Source organism: Streptomyces sp. NPDC086787, from assembly GCF_044745865.1.
GTDB lineage: Bacteria > Actinomycetota > Actinomycetes > Streptomycetales > Streptomycetaceae > Streptomyces.
The window spans coordinates 174727-191210 of sequence record NZ_JBIVBC010000002.1; the positions used below are offsets into that span (position 1 = coordinate 174727).

Genomic DNA, 16484 nt, shown 5'->3' on the forward strand with positions numbered 1-16484 from the left:
AGCGGGCTGTCATGTGCAACCGCCCCTGAAACCAGGTGACTTGTGTGATCGAACTCTCTTCCCATGTGGGCCGGTGATCTGGCATCTTGCCTCCACCACTTCCCACATCACGGCCCGGTCGGTGTCATCGCACCACGGGCCTTCGGAGGATGCTTTGCCTACCCTCATATCCCGCCACCTCAGACGCTCGGTCGTGGCGGTCGCCGCCCTCGGTGCGGCAGCGGTGTTCGTGACCCCCGCCTCCGCGGCGCCGACGGCTCCCGCAACGCCCGCCACGGCCACCGCGTCCTGGGCCGCCGGCACCAGGGCCTACCTGGTCATCACCACCCCCGGTGACACCTCCGCCGTGCGCGCGGCCATCACGACCAACGGCGGCACGGTCTTCGCCTCCTACGACGCCATCGGCGTGATCGTGGCCCACTCGACGTCGACGACCTTCGCCGCCACCATGCGCGGTGTCAGCGGCGTCCAGCAGGTCGGCGCCACCCGCACCTCCGACGTACCCGCCGACGCGTACAACCCCGCCCTGCCGGCCACGCCCACGCAGGCCGCCACCACCCTCACCGAGTCCAACCGCTGGGACATGACCCAGATCAAGGCGGACAAGGCCTGGGCCGTCACCACGGGCTCCTCCGCCGTCAAGGTCGGAGTCCTCGACACCGGCGTCGACGACCTGCACCAGGACATCGCGCCCAACTTCGACGCGGCCGACTCCGCGTCCTGCGCCTACGGCAAGGCCGACACCCGTACCGGAGCCTGGCGCGACGTCGACGAGCACGGCACGCACGTGGCGGGCACCATCGCGGCGGCCAAGAACGGCAAGGGCGTCATCGGCGTGGCCCCGGGCGTGAAGATCGCCTCCGTCCGGATCGCCGAGCCGAACTCCACCCTGTTCTTCGCCGAGAACACCGTCTGCGGCTTCATGTGGGCCGGTGACCACGGCTTCAAGGTCACCAACAACAGCTACTACACGGACCCGTGGCAGTTCAACTGCCCCGACAACGTGGACCAGGCAGCGATCATCGAGGGCGTCAGGCGTGCCCAGGAGTACGCGGAGAACAAGGGCTCGCTCCAGGTCGCGGCGGCGGGCAACTCCAACGTCGACCTGGCCAACAAGCGCACCGACACCGAGAGCCCCAACGACTCGACCCCGGTGACCCGCACCATCACCAACGCCTGCCTCGACATCCCCACCGAACTCCCCGGCGTGGTAACCGTCTCGGCGATGGGCAACGGCAACGTCAAGGCCTCGTACTCCAACTTCGGCCGTGACGTCATCGACGTGGCGGCACCGGGCGGTGACGGGGCGTCCGGTGTCTACTCGACGCTCCCGGGCGGCAAGTACGGCAACCTGAGCGGCACGTCGATGGCGTCCCCGCACGTGGCAGGTGTCGCGGCGCTGCTCGCGAGCACCAACCCCGGCGCCACCCCGGCGGACCTGCGCGCCAAGCTGGCCTCCCAGGCCAACGACACCGCCTGCCCGTCCGACAGCCGGTGCACGGGCACGACCGCCAAGAACGCCTTCTTCGGCGAGGGACAGGTCGACGCGCTCAAGGCCGTAGGCAGTACCCCGCCGGCCGGCAAGTACTTCGAGAACACCACCGATGTCGCGATCGCCGACAACAGCACCGTCGAGTCCCCGGTCACGGTGACCGGTGTGAGCGGCAACGCCCCGGCGGCCCTCAAGGTGGGCGTGGACATCAAGCACACCTACCGTGGCGACCTCGTGCTCTCGCTCGTGGCCCCCGACGGCACCGTCTACACCCTGGAGGACTTCGCCGACAACGACGGCACCGACAACGTCGCCAAGACGTACACGGTCGATGCCTCGTCGGAGACCGCGAACGGCACCTGGAAGCTGCGCGTACGTGACGGAGCGACCCAGGACACCGGCAAGATCGACGCCTGGAACCTGACCTTCTAGGAACCCGGCTCCGCTGTCGGGGCGCGGCTGCCCGGCCGCACCCCGACAGCGGGAGACCCTTCGGCCGGGGTCAGTTGGTGCAGTGGTAGACGGGTGCGATGCTGCTGCCGATGCAGTTGGTCGGCGCGTTGCCGGTGATGGCCGAGTTGCTGAAGACGTTGAACTGCTTGCCGGTCCAGACTCCGCCCGCGCTGCCGGCCTGGTTGTCGGTGACCTTGGTCTTCGTCAGGAAGAGGTTGCCCGTGTTGCTGTTCGCGTCGCTGAAGTTGTAGATCCCGCCGCCCTGAGAAGAGGCGCCGGTGGCGGTGTTGCCCGTGACGCGGACGTCGTCGAGGACGATCGAGGTCCTGTTGAAGATCCCGGCGCCCTGACCCGACGCGTCCGTCACGGTGTTGCCGCTGACCGTGGTGCGGTGCAGGGTGGCGTTCCAGATGTTGTAGATGCCGCCGCCCTGGAAGCGGGCCGTGTTCCCCGAGATCTGACTGTCATGGAATTCGAGGGGGAAGTTGGTGTAGATGCCGCCTCCGACCATGGCGGCTTCGTTGGACTTGACCTTGACGCTGTAGCCCTTCACCCACGCCTCGTTGGCGATGGCACCGCCACGGAGCGCGTTGTTGCCCTCGAACCTGGTGTTCCGCAGGACCACGGCGGCGTCGTTGTACAGGCCGCCACCGTTGTTGGCGGCGCCGTTGTTCGTGATGACGCAGTTGTCGAATTCGGCATCCGCGAACTCGTTGTCCACCGCGCCGCCGAAAGCGCCGGTGTTCCCGTTCAGGGTGCTGTCGGCGATCGACGCGGTCCCGCCGTCCAGGTACAGCCCGCCCCCGTTCTGAGACGTGTGGTTGGTGTTCAGACGGGAGTCCTTGCCGATGCGGAGGCTGCCGGAGCTGTAGAGGCCACCCCCACGCACGGCCGAGTTGTCCGTCACGGCGGTGCGGGTGAGGGTCGTGCTGCCCAGGCTGCCGATCGCTCCGCCGTAGTACGCCGTGTTGGTGTTTCCGGAGACGAGGGAGTCGGTCAGCGACAGCCCTGCGCCGCGCTGCACATACACGCCGGCACCGAACTGCCCGGCGGTGGTGAGGCGGCCTCCCGAGATCTTGAGGTCCTGCGCCGTGAGGTCCCCGTGGGGAGCACTCACCTCGAAGATCCGGAAGTCGCCGCCGCCCGTGCGTTCGATGGTGGCGCCGTTGCCCTTGATGGTGATCCGCTGCGCGATCACCGGAAGCCCGTTGCTGCCGCCGCCGTAGGGGCCGTTCAGCTGGTAGTCGCAGTTGCGGGCCAGGTGCAGGGTTCCGCCGCCGTTGGCGTTGACGGTCTCGAGCGCGGTGATCAGAGCGGGCGTACTGCAGGTGACACTCGTGCCGTTCCCGTTGCCGCCGCCGTCCCCCAGGGCTACGGCGGGAGTGGCGGCACTGGCCAGGAGCACGGCGACGGTGGTGCCCAGCGGGGCGAGATTCACTTTCACAGGCCATTCCTCAGGGACGTGAGCAGCGCCTCGGACGTATGCCATCCGGGCAGACGAACGACGACGTGCTGGGGCGAGGAAGTATGGGAACCCGCCGTTACCGCCCTGTGTTCCGGGCACGCCGCGAACTTCGACACGACCACCCGGACGGCCTCTTTCGGCCGTATGAACAACCGAAACGGCCGACCGAGGCTGACCCGTTGTTTTCTGCATGGGGTGTTAACGTGCTCGCATGGCCGCTCCTTTTCTACTTCTTCGCGAGTTCATCAGGTCGCCGCTGGTGACAGGAGCGGTGCTGCCCAGTTCCCTGGGACTTGCCAGACAGGTGACTGTTTCCGTCCCCGAGCGAGGCGATCCAGTCGTCGTTGAGCTCGGGCCGGGCACCGGCGCAATCACCAGCGCCATCCAGCGTCGATTGGCCGGTCGGGGAAAACACCTGGCCATCGAGAGGAATCCACGTTTCGCCGAGACCGTCGCGGGCCGGTTCCCGGAAGTGGATGTGATTCTGGGGGACGCCACCTCACTGCCCCACCAGCTCGCCGCGCGAAATCTTACCGCCGACGTGATCGTGAGTTCGCTGCCCTGGACCGCCTATGAAGGGCCGTTGCTTTCTGCCGTCGGACAATCGCTGAAATGTACCGGAGTGTTCACCCAGATCGCATACGCCTGGACGCACTGGACTCCACCGTCAAAGCGCCGGCTGTCCGATCTGCGGGACACATTCGAAGAGGTCGTGATCAGCCGGACGGTCTGGATGAATTCACCTCCGGCTCTGATCTACTTTGCCCGACGGCAGCGGACGTGCTCGGACGACTGACGGTGGGAGGGCTGGCTTGGCTCTCCATCATCCAGATGTTCGTGGTCGACCTGATCGTGCGACTGCAGTGGGCTTCCCCCTACAAATTGTGGCACGATCCCATCTCCTACCTGGGCATCACCACATGCGGCCGGTTCTACGGCCAGTGGGTGTGTTCCCCCTGGCACGAGGCCAGCGATGCCGCGTGGGTGGCGGCCGGCGGCGCCGGACTCCTGGGCGCGTGGTGCAACATCGTGTTCTGGTCTTCCAGTCGTTTCCGGAACGTCGGTCTGTTCGGCGTCGGCGTCGGCAGTGCGGGAACCATGTCGGTCGGGCTGAATCCAATCAATGAACGAATGATCGCGCATATGCTGTCGGCGGGCGTCGCCGTTCTGGGAGGGGCCCTGGCCGTGTCATTTCTGGGCCTGGCCTTCCACCGTGCCGACCGCTACAGATGTTGGGGCGCGCTGGGTGTCGTCTTCGCAGTCCTGAACCTTGCCGCGTTGCCGCTGATCGCACTGGCTCCGCATGCCGTGGGCGCTCTGGAGCGCATCGCCATGTGGCCCGACCTGTTCTGGATCATGATCACGGGTGGGATCGTTCTGCACGGCACATGGAGGGGCCGGAGCCTGCCTCATCCGCCTCGCCGCCGGTGATGTCGTCCCGCCGCAGTACGCCGGGGCGCAGCGGATGCAGGTCGCGGCACGGTGGGCGATCCTTGGCAGGGGGTGAGGCTGCTGAGGAGTGCGAAATGGGCAGGCAGGACAAGCTGAAAAGCCCGGTTGAAGTGCAGCAGAAGAAGACTGGCAAAGGTGTCAACAAAACCGGTCACTACATGGATGAACGGGCCCAGGGCAAGCGCAGAAACCGTGTAATCTGCCTCCTTTCCATACCCTGGCCGTCGATTGGCCGGAGATATCACTGAGTCGCATCCTCCACAGCACACGACTTGAGATTAAAGTTCGGTTTGTTGCTCAAATCATCCGACCCGTCAACTGCGGCCGCACCGGATTCGGATGGTAAACACATGACAGGTGACCGCAAAAAGCATCACGTCGCGCAACTCGTACACCACCTCGATCGACGGTACTTCGGGCAAGCCGGTCACCACGAATGAGATCTACGGTATCCCGGTCGGGGCCGTTGGGAAGAGTCCGGGCATCAAGAAGGGAGACATGATGAACCCCGGCGATGCGGCGGAGGTCGCCGATTGCACGGCGGCGACAAATTCCAAGGAAATCGTGGTGGCGGAGACCGCGGACGTCAGTAATTCGAGATCCATGAGTGTTTCTGAATGGGGGCGACGTTTCGGTGAGTGGCGCGTCGGCCGCCCCTTCTTTGCGGGACTGCTGACCATGCCGGCTGGAATTCCCATCACCTGTGTGCCCTATGCGAACGTCACGGTCGGCCAGTTCTCCATGCGGCCCACCACCACCGCGGGATCCAGCTCGCTCATCATCACCACCCTCCTCGTGATGCTCGGCTTCACCATGTGGTTTCATCCCACGGTCCGGGTGTTCGCGGGCAGCGCGACAATCGCGCTCGCGCTCTTCTCGATCCCGATGTGCAATCTCGGTGGCCTGCTGATCGGCCTGTTCACGGCGCTGCTCGGGGCCTCGTTGTCCATCGCGTGGAACCCGGACGAGCCCGCGCCGCCGCACCACGCCTCCTGACGGTGGCGGCCCTGGCATGCCCCGAGGCGCAACGCCAATGCCCCTTAGGGGCGTTGACGGCATCACACGTAGAGTCGGTGGTGACCGGGTCGTTCAACCGTTGGGAGGTTGTGGGATGAAACAAACCCCACTTTTCGTCACGCTGTCCGCCGGACTCGCGGTGATCGGGACCGCACTCGTCGCCTTCGCGCTCCAGTTGCAGGCGGAAGGCTACGAGCAGTACGTCCAGGACGTGGGTTATCTGGCCGGCACGGCGTACTTCACCGCGATCATGACTCTGGTGACGTGGGTCCGTGCCCGTCGTCTGGACTGAAGCCGGGTCCCGCCCCGGACCACTGGGTGGTCCGGGGCGCCGGCATGTGCACCGCTCGGCCGTTCCGCACCTGCTGTAAGGTGTCGAATTAGCCCTTGACCTGCAAAAACGCGGGCAGGGAGCCTAGTCCCGGGAGTACACCGATGCTGCGCACCATGTTCAAGTCCAAGATTCACAGAGCCACGGTCACCCAGGCCGACCTGCACTACGTGGGGTCCGTGACCATCGACGCCGACCTGCTCGACGCCGCCGACCTGCTGCCGGGCGAGCTGGTGCACATCGTCGACATCACCAACGGCGCCCGCCTGGAGACGTACGTCATCGAGGGTGAGCGCGGTTCCGGGGTGATCGGGATCAACGGGGCCGCCGCCCACCTCGTCCACCCGGGCGATCTGGTGATCATCATCAGCTACGCTCAGGTGACCGACGCCGAGGCGCGGGCGCTGCGGCCGCGGGTGGTGCATGTGGACCGCGACAACCGGATCGTGGCCCTCGGCGCCGATCCCTCCGAGCCGGTGCCCGGCTCGGAGCAGGAGCGCAGCCCACAGGCCGTGCGGGCCTGACCGGCAGCCCCAGGACCAGGAGCGTGCGTGGCCATGAGTGACATCGAGATCCGTGACGATCGGGCGGCGGGCCGCCTGGAGGCCGTGGCGGGCGGTCAAGTGGTCGGCCACATCGAGTACTTCGTCCTCGAATCTCCCGAGCGCGCCCTGGTCCCCGTCCATACGATCGTCGAACCGGCCCATGAGGGCAAGGGCATCGCCGGCTCCCTCGCCCGCGAGCTGTACGCCGCAGCCGCCCGCGAGGCAGTGCCGGTGGCCCCGCTGTGCCCGTACGTCACCAACTGGGCCGAACGCCACCCCGACGAGGCCCCGGCCGTCGACCCTGAGCTGCGCCGGGTCGCGAAGGAGTGGCTGGTGGCCCACCCGGGCCGGTTCTGATCCCAGGGTCCCCGGGGCCTGTCGTTCGGATCGGGCCGCAGGCGACAGGCCCTGGTTCCAATCCGCGAGGCCGGGGTACGCGGGGAGAAGTCAGGCGACGTCGAGCGACCGGCCGGAGGACGTCATGACCAACCCGTATCCGGATCCCGCAGGCCCCGGTCCCACCGGCCCGGGCCCCGTGCCTCCGCAGCCACCCCCCAACCCGGTCCCGCCTCCCGAGCCGCCCCCGGCTCCGCAGCCGCCTCCTCCGGAGCCGCCGCCCGGCCCCCGGCCGGGCCCGCCCCCTCCGCCGTCGCCCTCGCCGATCCCGCCCGGCCCGGAGCCGGTGCCGGACCCCGAGCCCGGCCCGCCCCTCACCTGACGCGCGCGACGCGTGACGACGTGACAAGCGGCACGGCCCCGCGCCCCCGACAACGGGGCGCGGGGCCGTGCCGCAGTACCGAACGGTCTATTGACGCACGGAACTACCGGCCGATCACGCCGAGACTTCCGACCGGTCCCCGCCCCACAGCGTGTGGAAGGAACCGTCCCGGTCCACCCGGCGGTAGGTGTGCGCCCCGAAGAAGTCACGCTGGCCCTGGGTGAGGGCCGCCGGCAGCCGCTCCGCCCGCAGCGCGTCGTAGTAGGCGAGGGCCGCGGCGAAGCCCGGCGTGGGTACGCCCTCGCGGGTGGCGGCGATCAGGACCTCGCGCCAGTCGTCCTGGGCCGCCGCGATCTCCTGCGCGAACGTCTTGTCGGACAGCAGGCTCGGCAGGTCCCGCCGGGCGTCGTACGCGGACCGGATACGGTCGAGGAAAGCCGCCCGGATGATGCAGCCGCCACGCCAGATGGAAGCGACCGCGCCGAGGTCGATGTTCCAGGCGTACTCGTCGCTGCCCGCCGTGATCTCGTGGAAGCCCTGCGTGTACGACACGATCTTCGACGCGTACAGCGCCTGCTCCACCCGGTCGGCGAAGGCCGCCGCCTCGGCATCGGACAGCGCCGTCGGCTTCGGGCCGGCCAGGTCCCGGGAGGCCTCGCGGAGCGCCGCGTGGCCGGAGAGGGAACGGGCGAACACCGCCTCCGCGATGCCGGAGACCGGCACACCGAGGTCGAGGGCGATCTGGACCGTCCAGCGTCCGGTGCCCTTCTGCTCGGCCTGGTCCGTCACCACGTCGACGAAGGGCTTGCCCGTCGCCGCGTCCACGTGGGACAGCACCTCGGCGGTGATCTCGATCAGGTACGAGTCGAGACGGCCGGTGTTCCAGGTGCGGAAGATGTCCGCGATCTGCGCGGGGGAGTACCCGGCGACGTCACGCAGCAGCTGGTACGCCTCGCCGATCAGCTGCATGTCCGCGTACTCGATGCCGTTGTGCACCATCTTCACGAAGTGACCGGCGCCGTCCGGGCCGACGTGCGTCACACACGGCGCGCCGTCCGCCGCCTTCGCGGAGATCTTCTCCAGCATCGGGCCCAGCGAGTCGTACGACTCCCTCGGGCCGCCCGGCATGATGCTCGGGCCGTGCAGCGCGCCCTCCTCGCCACCGGAGACGCCCATGCCGACGAAGTGGATGCCCTGCTCGCGCAGTGCCTTCTCGCGGCGCCGGGTGTCCGCGAAGTGCGCGTTGCCGCCGTCGATGATCATGTCACCGGGTTCGAGCAGCGGTGCGAACTCCTCGATCACCGCGTCCGTCGGATCACCGGCCTTGACCATGATGACCAGCCGGCGCGGTCGCTCCAGCGCCGCCACGAAGTCCTTGGCGGTCTCGGCCGCGATGAAGTCGCCCTCGTTCCCGAACTCCTCCACCAGCGCGTGCGTCTTGGCCGCCGTCCGGTTGTGGACCGCGACCGTGTAGCCGTTGCGCGCGAAGTTCCGGGCAAGGTTGCGGCCCATGACCGCGAGACCTGTGACGCCGATCTGCGCTGAAGTGCTCATACCGCCTGCTCCTCGAAGGTCATTGCGTGAATCCAGAAAGAAAGGTGGTGCCGGTCGTGCTCGTCCGTGCTCGGCTGTGCTCGTCAGTATTGCTCTTCACTGCCTTTCGACCATCCTGACGTGCCGCTACCGCGACCGCACATCCGACCCGCCAGGCTTGATTACGCACGGAAGGCGCCCAGTGCCTCATCGCGTACCCGGTCGATCGATCCGGCCAACAAGGGGCGATTCCTGGCCACTTACCAGGACAGTGCGGCTGATACCCGTCTTGTCATGGCCTGTTCGCCGCGCTTACTTTTGCCCCTCCTGACGCATGTGGAGGGGGCTCTCCATGGCCGTACGCGGCCGGCACCGCCGGTACCAGCCGAGCAGGATCAACCGCACCTCTCTCGCCGTCACGGCAGGCGGCGCCGGCATGGCGATCCCGCTCGTGGCCGCCGGGACCGCCGACGCGGCCGACGCCGCCACCTGGAACAAGGTGGCCGCCTGCGAGTCCAGCGGCGACTGGGACATCAACACCGGCAACGGCTACTACGGCGGGCTCCAGTTCACCCGCTCGACCTGGGCCGCCTACGGCGGAACCGCCTACGCCCCGCGCGCCGACCTGGCCACCAGACAGCAGCAGATCGCGGTGGCCGAGAAGGTGCTGGACGGGCAGGGCCCCGGCGCCTGGCCGGTGTGCTCGGTGCGGGCCGGACTGACCCGGAGCGGCGCCGCCCCGGACGCCGCCGGGATCTCGGTGCGCGACGTGCAGGCGCACACCACACCCCAGTCACGCGCGGGCCGGGCGCAGATGTACACCGTCGTGCACGGCGACACGCTCTCCGGCATTGCCGAGGACCACCATGTGCCGGGCGGCTGGCACCAGCTCTACGCCGCCAACCGCACGACGGTCGGGGCCGACCCCGACCTCATCCTTCCGGGACAGCGGCTGAACCTGCGCGGCGCCCCGCAGCGGACGACCCCGCCCAAGGCGACCCCGCCCGGGAGGACCCCGGAGAAGGCGAAGCCGGCCGAAGGAACCCACCCGAAGAAGACCCGTACGACCTCGCACCCGGCCCACTCCACGCACCCCGACGCCCACCTGCTCGTCGCTCCCGTGAGCGCGGACATGGGCACCCCCTACCACCAGGCGGGCGGCCACTGGTCGAAGGGCTACCACACCGGTGTCGACTTCCCGGTGCCCACCGGCACCTCCGTGCGGGCGGTCGCCGCGGGGCACGTGGTCGAGGCGGGCTGGGGCGGCTCGTTCGGCTACCAGGTCGTCATCCGCCACTCCGACGGCCACTACACCCAGTACGCGCACCTCTCGGCCATCGCCGTGAAGGCCGGGCAGTCGGTCTCCGCAGGACAGCGGGTCGGGCGCTCGGGATCCACCGGAAACACCACGGGCCCGCATCTGCACTTCGAGGTGCGGACCGGACCCGGCTTCGGCACGGACATCGACCCGGTCGGTTACCTCCGGGCCGGTGGCGTCAGGATCTGACCCGAACACGGAGCCGGTGACGGTTCCCGTGGCCCAGGACCTCGTCCACGACGGGCTCCGCGTCGTCCGGAACCGTGTGCGGCACATAGTCGTCGAGCATCGACGCCCCGCGCTGACGCGGTACGACGACGAGCGTCGCCCCGCGGCTGCTCGACGCCCCGGCCGGGACCGGAGCCTGCCGCAGCCGTTCCGTGGTGAGCAGGACCAGACCACCCGCGGCCACCGCACCGCAGCCCAGCGCGAGCGCCGTGCCCGTGGCGCCGTGACGGAAGGTCTCGCCGAACATGGTGATGCCGACCCCGGCGGCCAGCACCGGGTTGACCACGGTCAGCGTGGCGAGCGGCGCCGCGAGACCCGCGCCGCGGTACGACGCCTGCGACAGCAGCACGCCCGCGACGGCGAACACGCCGATCACGGCCAGGGACGGCAGGTCGCTCAGCAGCACCCCGGTGCTCCAGTCGACCGCCACGGTCTTGGTGAACACGGACGACATGCCGAACGCCGTGCCGGCCGCCGTGGCCAGCACCACACTGCGCACCGCCGGATGCCGGTGCGCGGCCCGGCCCGCGATCATCAGCGCCACGATCGCCCCGCCGGTGACGAGAGCCAGGGCCACGCGCTGGGCGGCGTCGAGCGCATGGCCGTCGGACGCGCCGACCAGGGACAGCAGACCCGCGAGGCCCACGGTCGCCATGATCGCGCCCCGCCAGGCGGTCTTTCCGGCCCTGCGGCCGACGAACAGGGCCGCCATCGGCAGCGCGAACACGATCGTCAGGGCGCCCAGCGGCTGCACCAGGCTGAGCGGACCGTAGGCGAGCGCCACCACGTGCAGCAGCCCGCCGAGTCCGTTCAGCGCCACCGCCGCCCACCAGATCGGCCGGCGCAGCGGCGCGTACTGCTCGCCGGGGGACGACACCGCGACCTGTTCCTGCACGATCGCTCCGCCCGCGTACGCGACGGCGGACACGAACGACAGCAGAACGGACAACGCGAGGGCACTCATAAGCCGCTGCTCCTCTGCGTGAGCCCGGGGCCCTGGACCCGGTAGCGCGAACGGTCGGTTTTCACGCACAACACTCTGCCCGCTCCAGCTGTTCCCGTCGTCGTCCCTGAGCAGGCGATGACTCCTACTGCCGATGGAGTACACCCGGGGCCCGATCATCCCCAGGGTGGGCGACACAGGGTGGAGACCCGTGGCCAACGGGCCCCGGTGGCCCTGGTACTACTGCTGTCCGTGGACCTCGACCCCGATCTCGCCGGGCTGCGCCTCCTCGGCGGCTTCTTCGTGCTGCGCATGGACGACGGCGCGGACGACGGCGCCGCCCCGGTGCGGCGGCTGCCCACCCTCCAGGAGGCGTACGACGAGGCGCTGGCCCGCCGGGTCGAGACGGTCGGGTCGCGGCTCGGCACCCGGGAGACGCGGGTCGCGGCCTCCATCGCCCAGCAGGGGCTCGCGGCCCGCCTCTGGTCCGCGGCCCTCGGCTGCTCCGTTCTCTACGGCGGCCTGCCCGACCTGGATCCGCGTCTGCTGCGCTGGGACACCGCCGCCGGCTGCCCCGACGACCTCTGGCTGACCGAGCTGCGCCCGCTCCCCGGGGACCCGGCCACCCTCGCCGCCACCGTACTCGGCGGTCACCTCGAACCCCTGACGGATGCCCTGCGGACGCGATACGGCGTCGCGGCCGGGCTGCTGTGGGGCAACGCGGGATCGGCGCTGGCGGCGGCGGCCCGCGAACTGAGCCGCTGGGCGCGCGGCAGCGGCCGTACCGACGTGGCGGACCGGGCCCGCGCACTCACCGCCGAACTGTTCACCCACCCCCTGCTGAACGCCACCGGTACCCGTACCGGGACCGCCTTCCGGCGCCGCAGCTGCTGCCTCTACTACCGTGTGCCCGGCGGCGGAGTCTGCGGGGACTGCTGCTTCGACCGGCCACCAGGCCTTTCCCTGCAGGGGAGTTGAGAGCACAAGCGTCGAACCGTCGGCTATCGTACGTCTGTTTGGCTGACGTGGGTCCGGGTGCGACGCGTTCATGCGATTCGCCCGGGATGCGGGTATTTCGGCCGTACGGCCCTCACGATGCAGACAGCGATGTCAACCATCGGAGGTCATCCGACATGAGACGGACCAGGCGCCCCCGGCTGTGCCTGGCCGGGGTGATGGCGGCGTCCGCGCTGTTCACCACCCCCGCCGCGCGGGCCGCCGCGCCGACCGACGGAGCCCTCACCGACCTGGTCAACCCGTTCATCGGGACCCAGAACGAGGGCAACACCTTCCCCGGCGCGGCCATGCCCTTCGGCATGGTGCAGCTCTCGCCCGACACCGGGCACAGCACCGGTTACGACTACACCCAGAGCCGCATCCGCGGCTTCTCCCTGGTCCATCTCTCCGGTGTCGGCTGCCGCATCGGCGGCGACCTGCCTGCCCTGCCGACCACCGGGGACGTCGAGACGACCGACGCCGCCGCCTACGCGGCCGAGTTCCGGCACGAGGACGAGCAGGCGAGCCCCGGCTACTACCGGGTGGGCCTGGCCTCCGGGATCCGCGCCGAACTCACGGCGACCACCCGCACCGGCGTGCAGCGCTACACCTTCCCGGCCACCGACAAGGCCAATGTCCTGCTCAACGCGGGCCAGTCGCTGCACAAGAAGGTCGGCAGCGAGGTGGAGGTGCTCGACGACCGCACCGTGCGCACCGTGATCACCGGGCGGGGCTTCTGCCGGAACACCCTGCCGTACACCGTCTACACGATCACCCGCTTCGACCGGCCGTTCACCTCCTACGGCACCTGGGACGGGAAGACCGTGGCACCGGGCGCGCGCAAGGGACGCGACGGTGCCTATCTCCGTTTCGACACCACCCGGGACCGTACCGTCACGGCGACCACCGCCCTGTCCTACGTGGACGCGGCGGGCGCCGCCGTCAACCTGCGCGAGGAGGGCGGCCGTTCCTTCGGCGCCGTACGGGACGCGGCCCACCGGGCCTGGGAGGACCGGCTGCGCGCCGTCCGCGTCCGGGGAGGTCCACAAGCACTGCGGCGCACCTTCTACTCGGCCCTGTACCGGTCCTTCCTGGCGCCGAACACCGGAAGCGACGCGGACGGCCGCTACCGGGGCTGGGACCTGCGCGTGCACCGCGCCCAGGGGTTCACGTACTACCAGAACTGGTCGCTGTGGGACACCTACCGCACCCAGTGCCAGCTGCTCGCGCTGCTCGCGCCGCGCGAGGCCCGGGACATGGCGCTGTCCGTGCTGACGGTGGGTGAGCAGGGTCGTTGGCTGCCCAAGTGGGGCTACGGCACGGTCGAGACGAACATCATGACCGGCGACCCGGTCACCCCGTTCCTCACCACTGCCTACCACCAGGGCCTGCTCGCCGGGCACGAGGAGCGGGCGTACCGCCTGCTGCGGCGGAACGCCGACGGGGTGCCGCCGGCCGATCTGCCGATCGCGGGCCGGGAGTCCAACGCGGAGTACATCGCGAACGGCTTCGCGCCCTACGTCAAGGACCGCCCGCAGTCCAAGATGGGCGACTCGGACTACCACCAGGGCGCCTCGGTCACCCTGGAGTACGCCCTGTCCGACGCGATGCTGGCGCAGATGGCACGCTCCCTGGGCCACCCGGAGGACGCCGACCGGTACGCGGCCCGCTCCCGCAACTATCGCAACGTCTTCGACCCGTCCACCGGCTTCTTCCGGGCCCGGGACGCCGCCGGGGCGTTCGCCGGACCGGCCGACCCGGCCGCGAGCGTCGGCTTCCACGAGGGCACCGCCTGGCAGTACCAGTGGCTGGTTCCGCAGGACCTGCCCGGCCTGATCGACCTGATCGGCGGCAAGGGGGCGGCCAACGACCGGCTGGACGCGTTCTTCGCCTACGACCGGCTGACGGCGGACCCGGCGGGCACGGCACGCGAGGCGTGGGTGCACGGGGGCGCGTACGACTACTACAACGCGGCCACCTACAACCCGCAGAACGAGCCCGACCTCATCGCTCCCTACACCTATCTGTCGACCGGTCAGCCCTGGAAGACCACCGACGTGGTGCACGCGGCGCTGACGCTGTTCACCGACGGGCCCACCGGCATGACCGGCAACGACGATCTGGGGACGATGTCCGCATGGAACGTGCTGTCGTCGATCGGGCTCTTCCCCGTCCAGCCCGGATTCGGCACCTGGGGCCTGACGACTCCCGTCTTCGACCGGGTCGACCTCACCCTGGACCGCCGCTACTGGCCCGGCGGACGGCTGACCGTGACCGCGCCCGGCACCTCGGCGGCCGACCGGTACGTCCAGTCGGTCCGCACCGACGGAGCGCCGTACGGCCGGACGTTCGTGACCACCGGCGAGCTGCGCAGGACGCGCTCCCTGGACTTCAGGGTGGGCTCGCGACCCTCCGCGTGGGGTACGGCCCCGGGTTCGGCACCGCCGGTGCTGAACTGACGGCATGGAGGCCGACGGTATTAACCTGCCGTTAACTGAGCGTAGCCTGATCGTACTTGACTGTAATTGGCTGACGGAGGTTGACTGCTTGTCCATCCACTGCCGATACACCGTCGATGCGAGGCAAGCCATTGACTGCTGATCTGCTCGCCCCCCTCGATCTCGCCTTCTGGAACATCGAGTCCGGCCGGCACCCGATGCACCTGGGCGCGCTCGGCGTCTTCACCGCGCACTCGCCCACCGCCGGCGCCCACGCGGCCGACCTGCTCGCCTCCCGCGCCGCCGCCGTGCCCGGCCTGCGGATGCGCATCCGCGACGTCTGGCAGCCGCCGGACCTGCGCCGGCCGCTCACCTTCGGCGGCGCCACCCGCGAGCCCGACCCCGCCTTCGACCCGCTCGACCACGTACGGCTGCACGCCCCGACCGACGACTTCCAGGCCGTCGCCGGCCGTCTCATGGAGCGCCCGCTGGAGCGCGACCGCCCGCCCTGGGAGGCACATGTCCTGCCCGGCCAGGACGGGGTCTCCTTCGCCGTGCTCTTCAAGTTCCATCACGCCCTCGCCGACGGACTGCGCGCGCTCAGGCTCGCCGCCGGCATCCTCGACCCGATCGACATGCCGGAGCGAGGCCCCCGCCCCGTCGAGCCGCCGCGCGGGCTGCTGCCCGACGTCCGCAAGCTGCCCGGCCTGCTGCGCGGCGCGCTGTCCGACGTGGGCAGGGCGCTGGACATCGGCGCCTCCGTCGCCCTGTCCACCCTGGGCATCCGCACCTCCGCCGCACTGACCGCCGAGCCGAGCGGAACCCGGTGCACCGCCGGAGTGGTCCTGGACATCGACGACGTGCACCGGGTGCGCAAGGCAGTCGGCGGCACCGTCAACGACGTCCTCATCGCCGTCGTCGCCGGGGCCCTGCGCAGCTGGCTGGACGAGCGCGGCGACGGCAGCGAGGGAGTGGCGCCGCGCGCCCTCATCCCCGTCTCCCGGCGCCGCCCGCGCGGCGCGCAGCCACAGGGCAACCGGCTCTCCGGGTACCTGATACGGCTTCCGGTGGACGACCCGGACCCGGTCAGCCGTCTCGGCGCGGTGCGCACGGCGATGGACCGCAACAAGGACGCCGGCCCGAACCGGGGCGCGGGCGCCGTCGCCCTGCTCGCCGACCACGTGCCCGCGCTCGGCCACCGCCTCGGCGGCCCGCTGGTCGGCCAGGCGGCCCGGCTCTGGTTCGACATCCTGGTCACCAGCGTGCCCCTGCCCGGCATCGGCCTGCGCCTCGGCGGTCACCCCCTCACCGAGGTCTTCCCGTTCGCCCCGCTGGCCCCGGGCCAGTCCCTCGCGGTCGCGATCTCCACCTACCGGGGCCGAGTGCACTACGGCCTGGTCGCCGACGCCCGCGCGGTACCGGACCTGGACGCGCTGGCCCGCGCGGTGACCGAGGAGATCGGGACGCTGATCACTGCCTGCGACCCCTGAGAGCCGGGTGCGTGGGCGGCCGGGGCCGCCCCGCCGGGCGCAGGGCGCCGGTCCGCTTTTTGACC

15 protein-coding genes are annotated in these 16484 nt (G+C 70.0%); 12 read left to right on the forward strand and 3 right to left on the reverse strand.

Going from position 1 to position 16484, the window contains the following annotated elements:
- Nucleotides 1-154 precede the first annotated feature (154 nt).
- Entirely contained in the window at nucleotides 155-1924 is a 1770-nt protein-coding gene (locus ACIPK3_RS06935) for a S8 family peptidase (protein WP_402567017.1), read from the forward strand.
- Nucleotides 1925-1994: 70 nt separating this feature from the next.
- Here ACIPK3_RS06935 and ACIPK3_RS06940 read toward each other — a convergent pair whose 3' ends face one another.
- Complete coding sequence (locus ACIPK3_RS06940) at nucleotides 1995-3389, reverse strand: hypothetical protein (protein WP_402567018.1); 1395 nt, start codon at nucleotides 3387-3389, stop codon at nucleotides 1995-1997.
- Nucleotides 3390-3621: 232 nt separating this feature from the next.
- Here ACIPK3_RS06940 and ACIPK3_RS06945 point away from each other — a divergent pair, with 232 nt between their 5' ends.
- From ACIPK3_RS06945 to ACIPK3_RS06975, 7 genes are all read left to right on the forward strand, one after another.
- Nucleotides 3622-4206 carry a class I SAM-dependent methyltransferase gene (locus ACIPK3_RS06945; RefSeq protein ID WP_402567019.1) on the forward strand — a complete coding sequence of 195 codons (585 nt, stop codon included), beginning with the start codon at nucleotides 3622-3624 and terminating at the stop codon, nucleotides 4204-4206.
- Complete coding sequence (locus ACIPK3_RS06950; protein WP_402567020.1) at nucleotides 4191-4841, forward strand: hypothetical protein; 651 nt, start codon at nucleotides 4191-4193, stop codon at nucleotides 4839-4841. The genes ACIPK3_RS06945 and ACIPK3_RS06950 overlap by 16 nt, the downstream gene beginning before the upstream one ends.
- 95 nt (nucleotides 4842-4936) lie before the next feature.
- Complete coding sequence (locus ACIPK3_RS06955; protein WP_402567021.1) at nucleotides 4937-5110, forward strand: hypothetical protein; 174 nt, start codon at nucleotides 4937-4939, stop codon at nucleotides 5108-5110.
- A gap of 109 nt (nucleotides 5111-5219) precedes the next feature.
- Complete coding sequence (locus ACIPK3_RS06960; RefSeq protein WP_402567022.1) at nucleotides 5220-5858, forward strand: DUF6114 domain-containing protein; 639 nt, start codon at nucleotides 5220-5222, stop codon at nucleotides 5856-5858.
- A 115-nt stretch (nucleotides 5859-5973) separates the two neighbouring features.
- A complete protein-coding gene (locus ACIPK3_RS06965) occupies nucleotides 5974-6171 on the forward strand; it encodes an SCO3870 family protein (protein ID WP_402567023.1) in 198 nt (65 codons plus the stop codon).
- Between the two features lie 143 nt (nucleotides 6172-6314).
- Nucleotides 6315-6734: an aspartate 1-decarboxylase gene (gene panD, locus ACIPK3_RS06970; RefSeq protein WP_402567024.1), complete on the forward strand. Its 420-nt coding sequence runs from the start codon at nucleotides 6315-6317 to the stop codon at nucleotides 6732-6734.
- 33 nt (nucleotides 6735-6767) lie between these two features.
- Entirely contained in the window at nucleotides 6768-7112 is a 345-nt protein-coding gene (locus tag ACIPK3_RS06975; RefSeq protein ID WP_402567025.1) for a GNAT family N-acetyltransferase, read from the forward strand.
- Between the two features lie 475 nt (nucleotides 7113-7587).
- On the opposite strand, the gene gndA is transcribed toward ACIPK3_RS06975, so the two are convergent.
- The gene (gene gndA / locus ACIPK3_RS06980; RefSeq protein ID WP_402567026.1) at nucleotides 7588-9027 is read right to left on the reverse strand and encodes an NADP-dependent phosphogluconate dehydrogenase; all 1440 of its coding nucleotides are present in this window, start codon (nucleotides 9025-9027) and stop codon (nucleotides 7588-7590) included.
- 331 nt (nucleotides 9028-9358) lie between these two features.
- Between gndA and ACIPK3_RS06985 the strand changes: the two genes are divergently transcribed.
- Complete coding sequence (locus tag ACIPK3_RS06985) at nucleotides 9359-10513, forward strand: transglycosylase family protein (RefSeq protein WP_402567027.1); 1155 nt, start codon at nucleotides 9359-9361, stop codon at nucleotides 10511-10513.
- Here the strand turns inward: ACIPK3_RS06985 and ACIPK3_RS06990 are convergent.
- Nucleotides 10503-11516: a DMT family transporter gene (locus ACIPK3_RS06990; protein ID WP_402567028.1), complete on the reverse strand. Its 1014-nt coding sequence runs from the start codon at nucleotides 11514-11516 to the stop codon at nucleotides 10503-10505. The genes ACIPK3_RS06985 and ACIPK3_RS06990 overlap by 11 nt on opposite strands.
- Nucleotides 11517-11747: 231 nt before the next feature.
- Here ACIPK3_RS06990 and ACIPK3_RS06995 point away from each other — a divergent pair, with 231 nt between their 5' ends.
- The 3 genes from ACIPK3_RS06995 (at nucleotide 11748) to ACIPK3_RS07005 (ending at nucleotide 16419) form a co-directional block, all read left to right on the forward strand.
- Nucleotides 11748-12473: a (2Fe-2S)-binding protein gene (locus ACIPK3_RS06995; protein ID WP_402567816.1), complete on the forward strand. Its 726-nt coding sequence runs from the start codon at nucleotides 11748-11750 to the stop codon at nucleotides 12471-12473.
- Between the two features lie 155 nt (nucleotides 12474-12628).
- Nucleotides 12629-14950, forward strand: a complete 2322-nt coding sequence (locus ACIPK3_RS07000) for a GH92 family glycosyl hydrolase (RefSeq protein ID WP_402567029.1) — start codon at nucleotides 12629-12631, stop codon at nucleotides 14948-14950.
- 131 nt (nucleotides 14951-15081) lie between these two features.
- Entirely contained in the window at nucleotides 15082-16419 is a 1338-nt protein-coding gene (locus ACIPK3_RS07005; protein ID WP_402567818.1) for a wax ester/triacylglycerol synthase family O-acyltransferase, read from the forward strand.
- The last annotated feature ends 65 nt before the right edge of the window (nucleotides 16420-16484 follow it).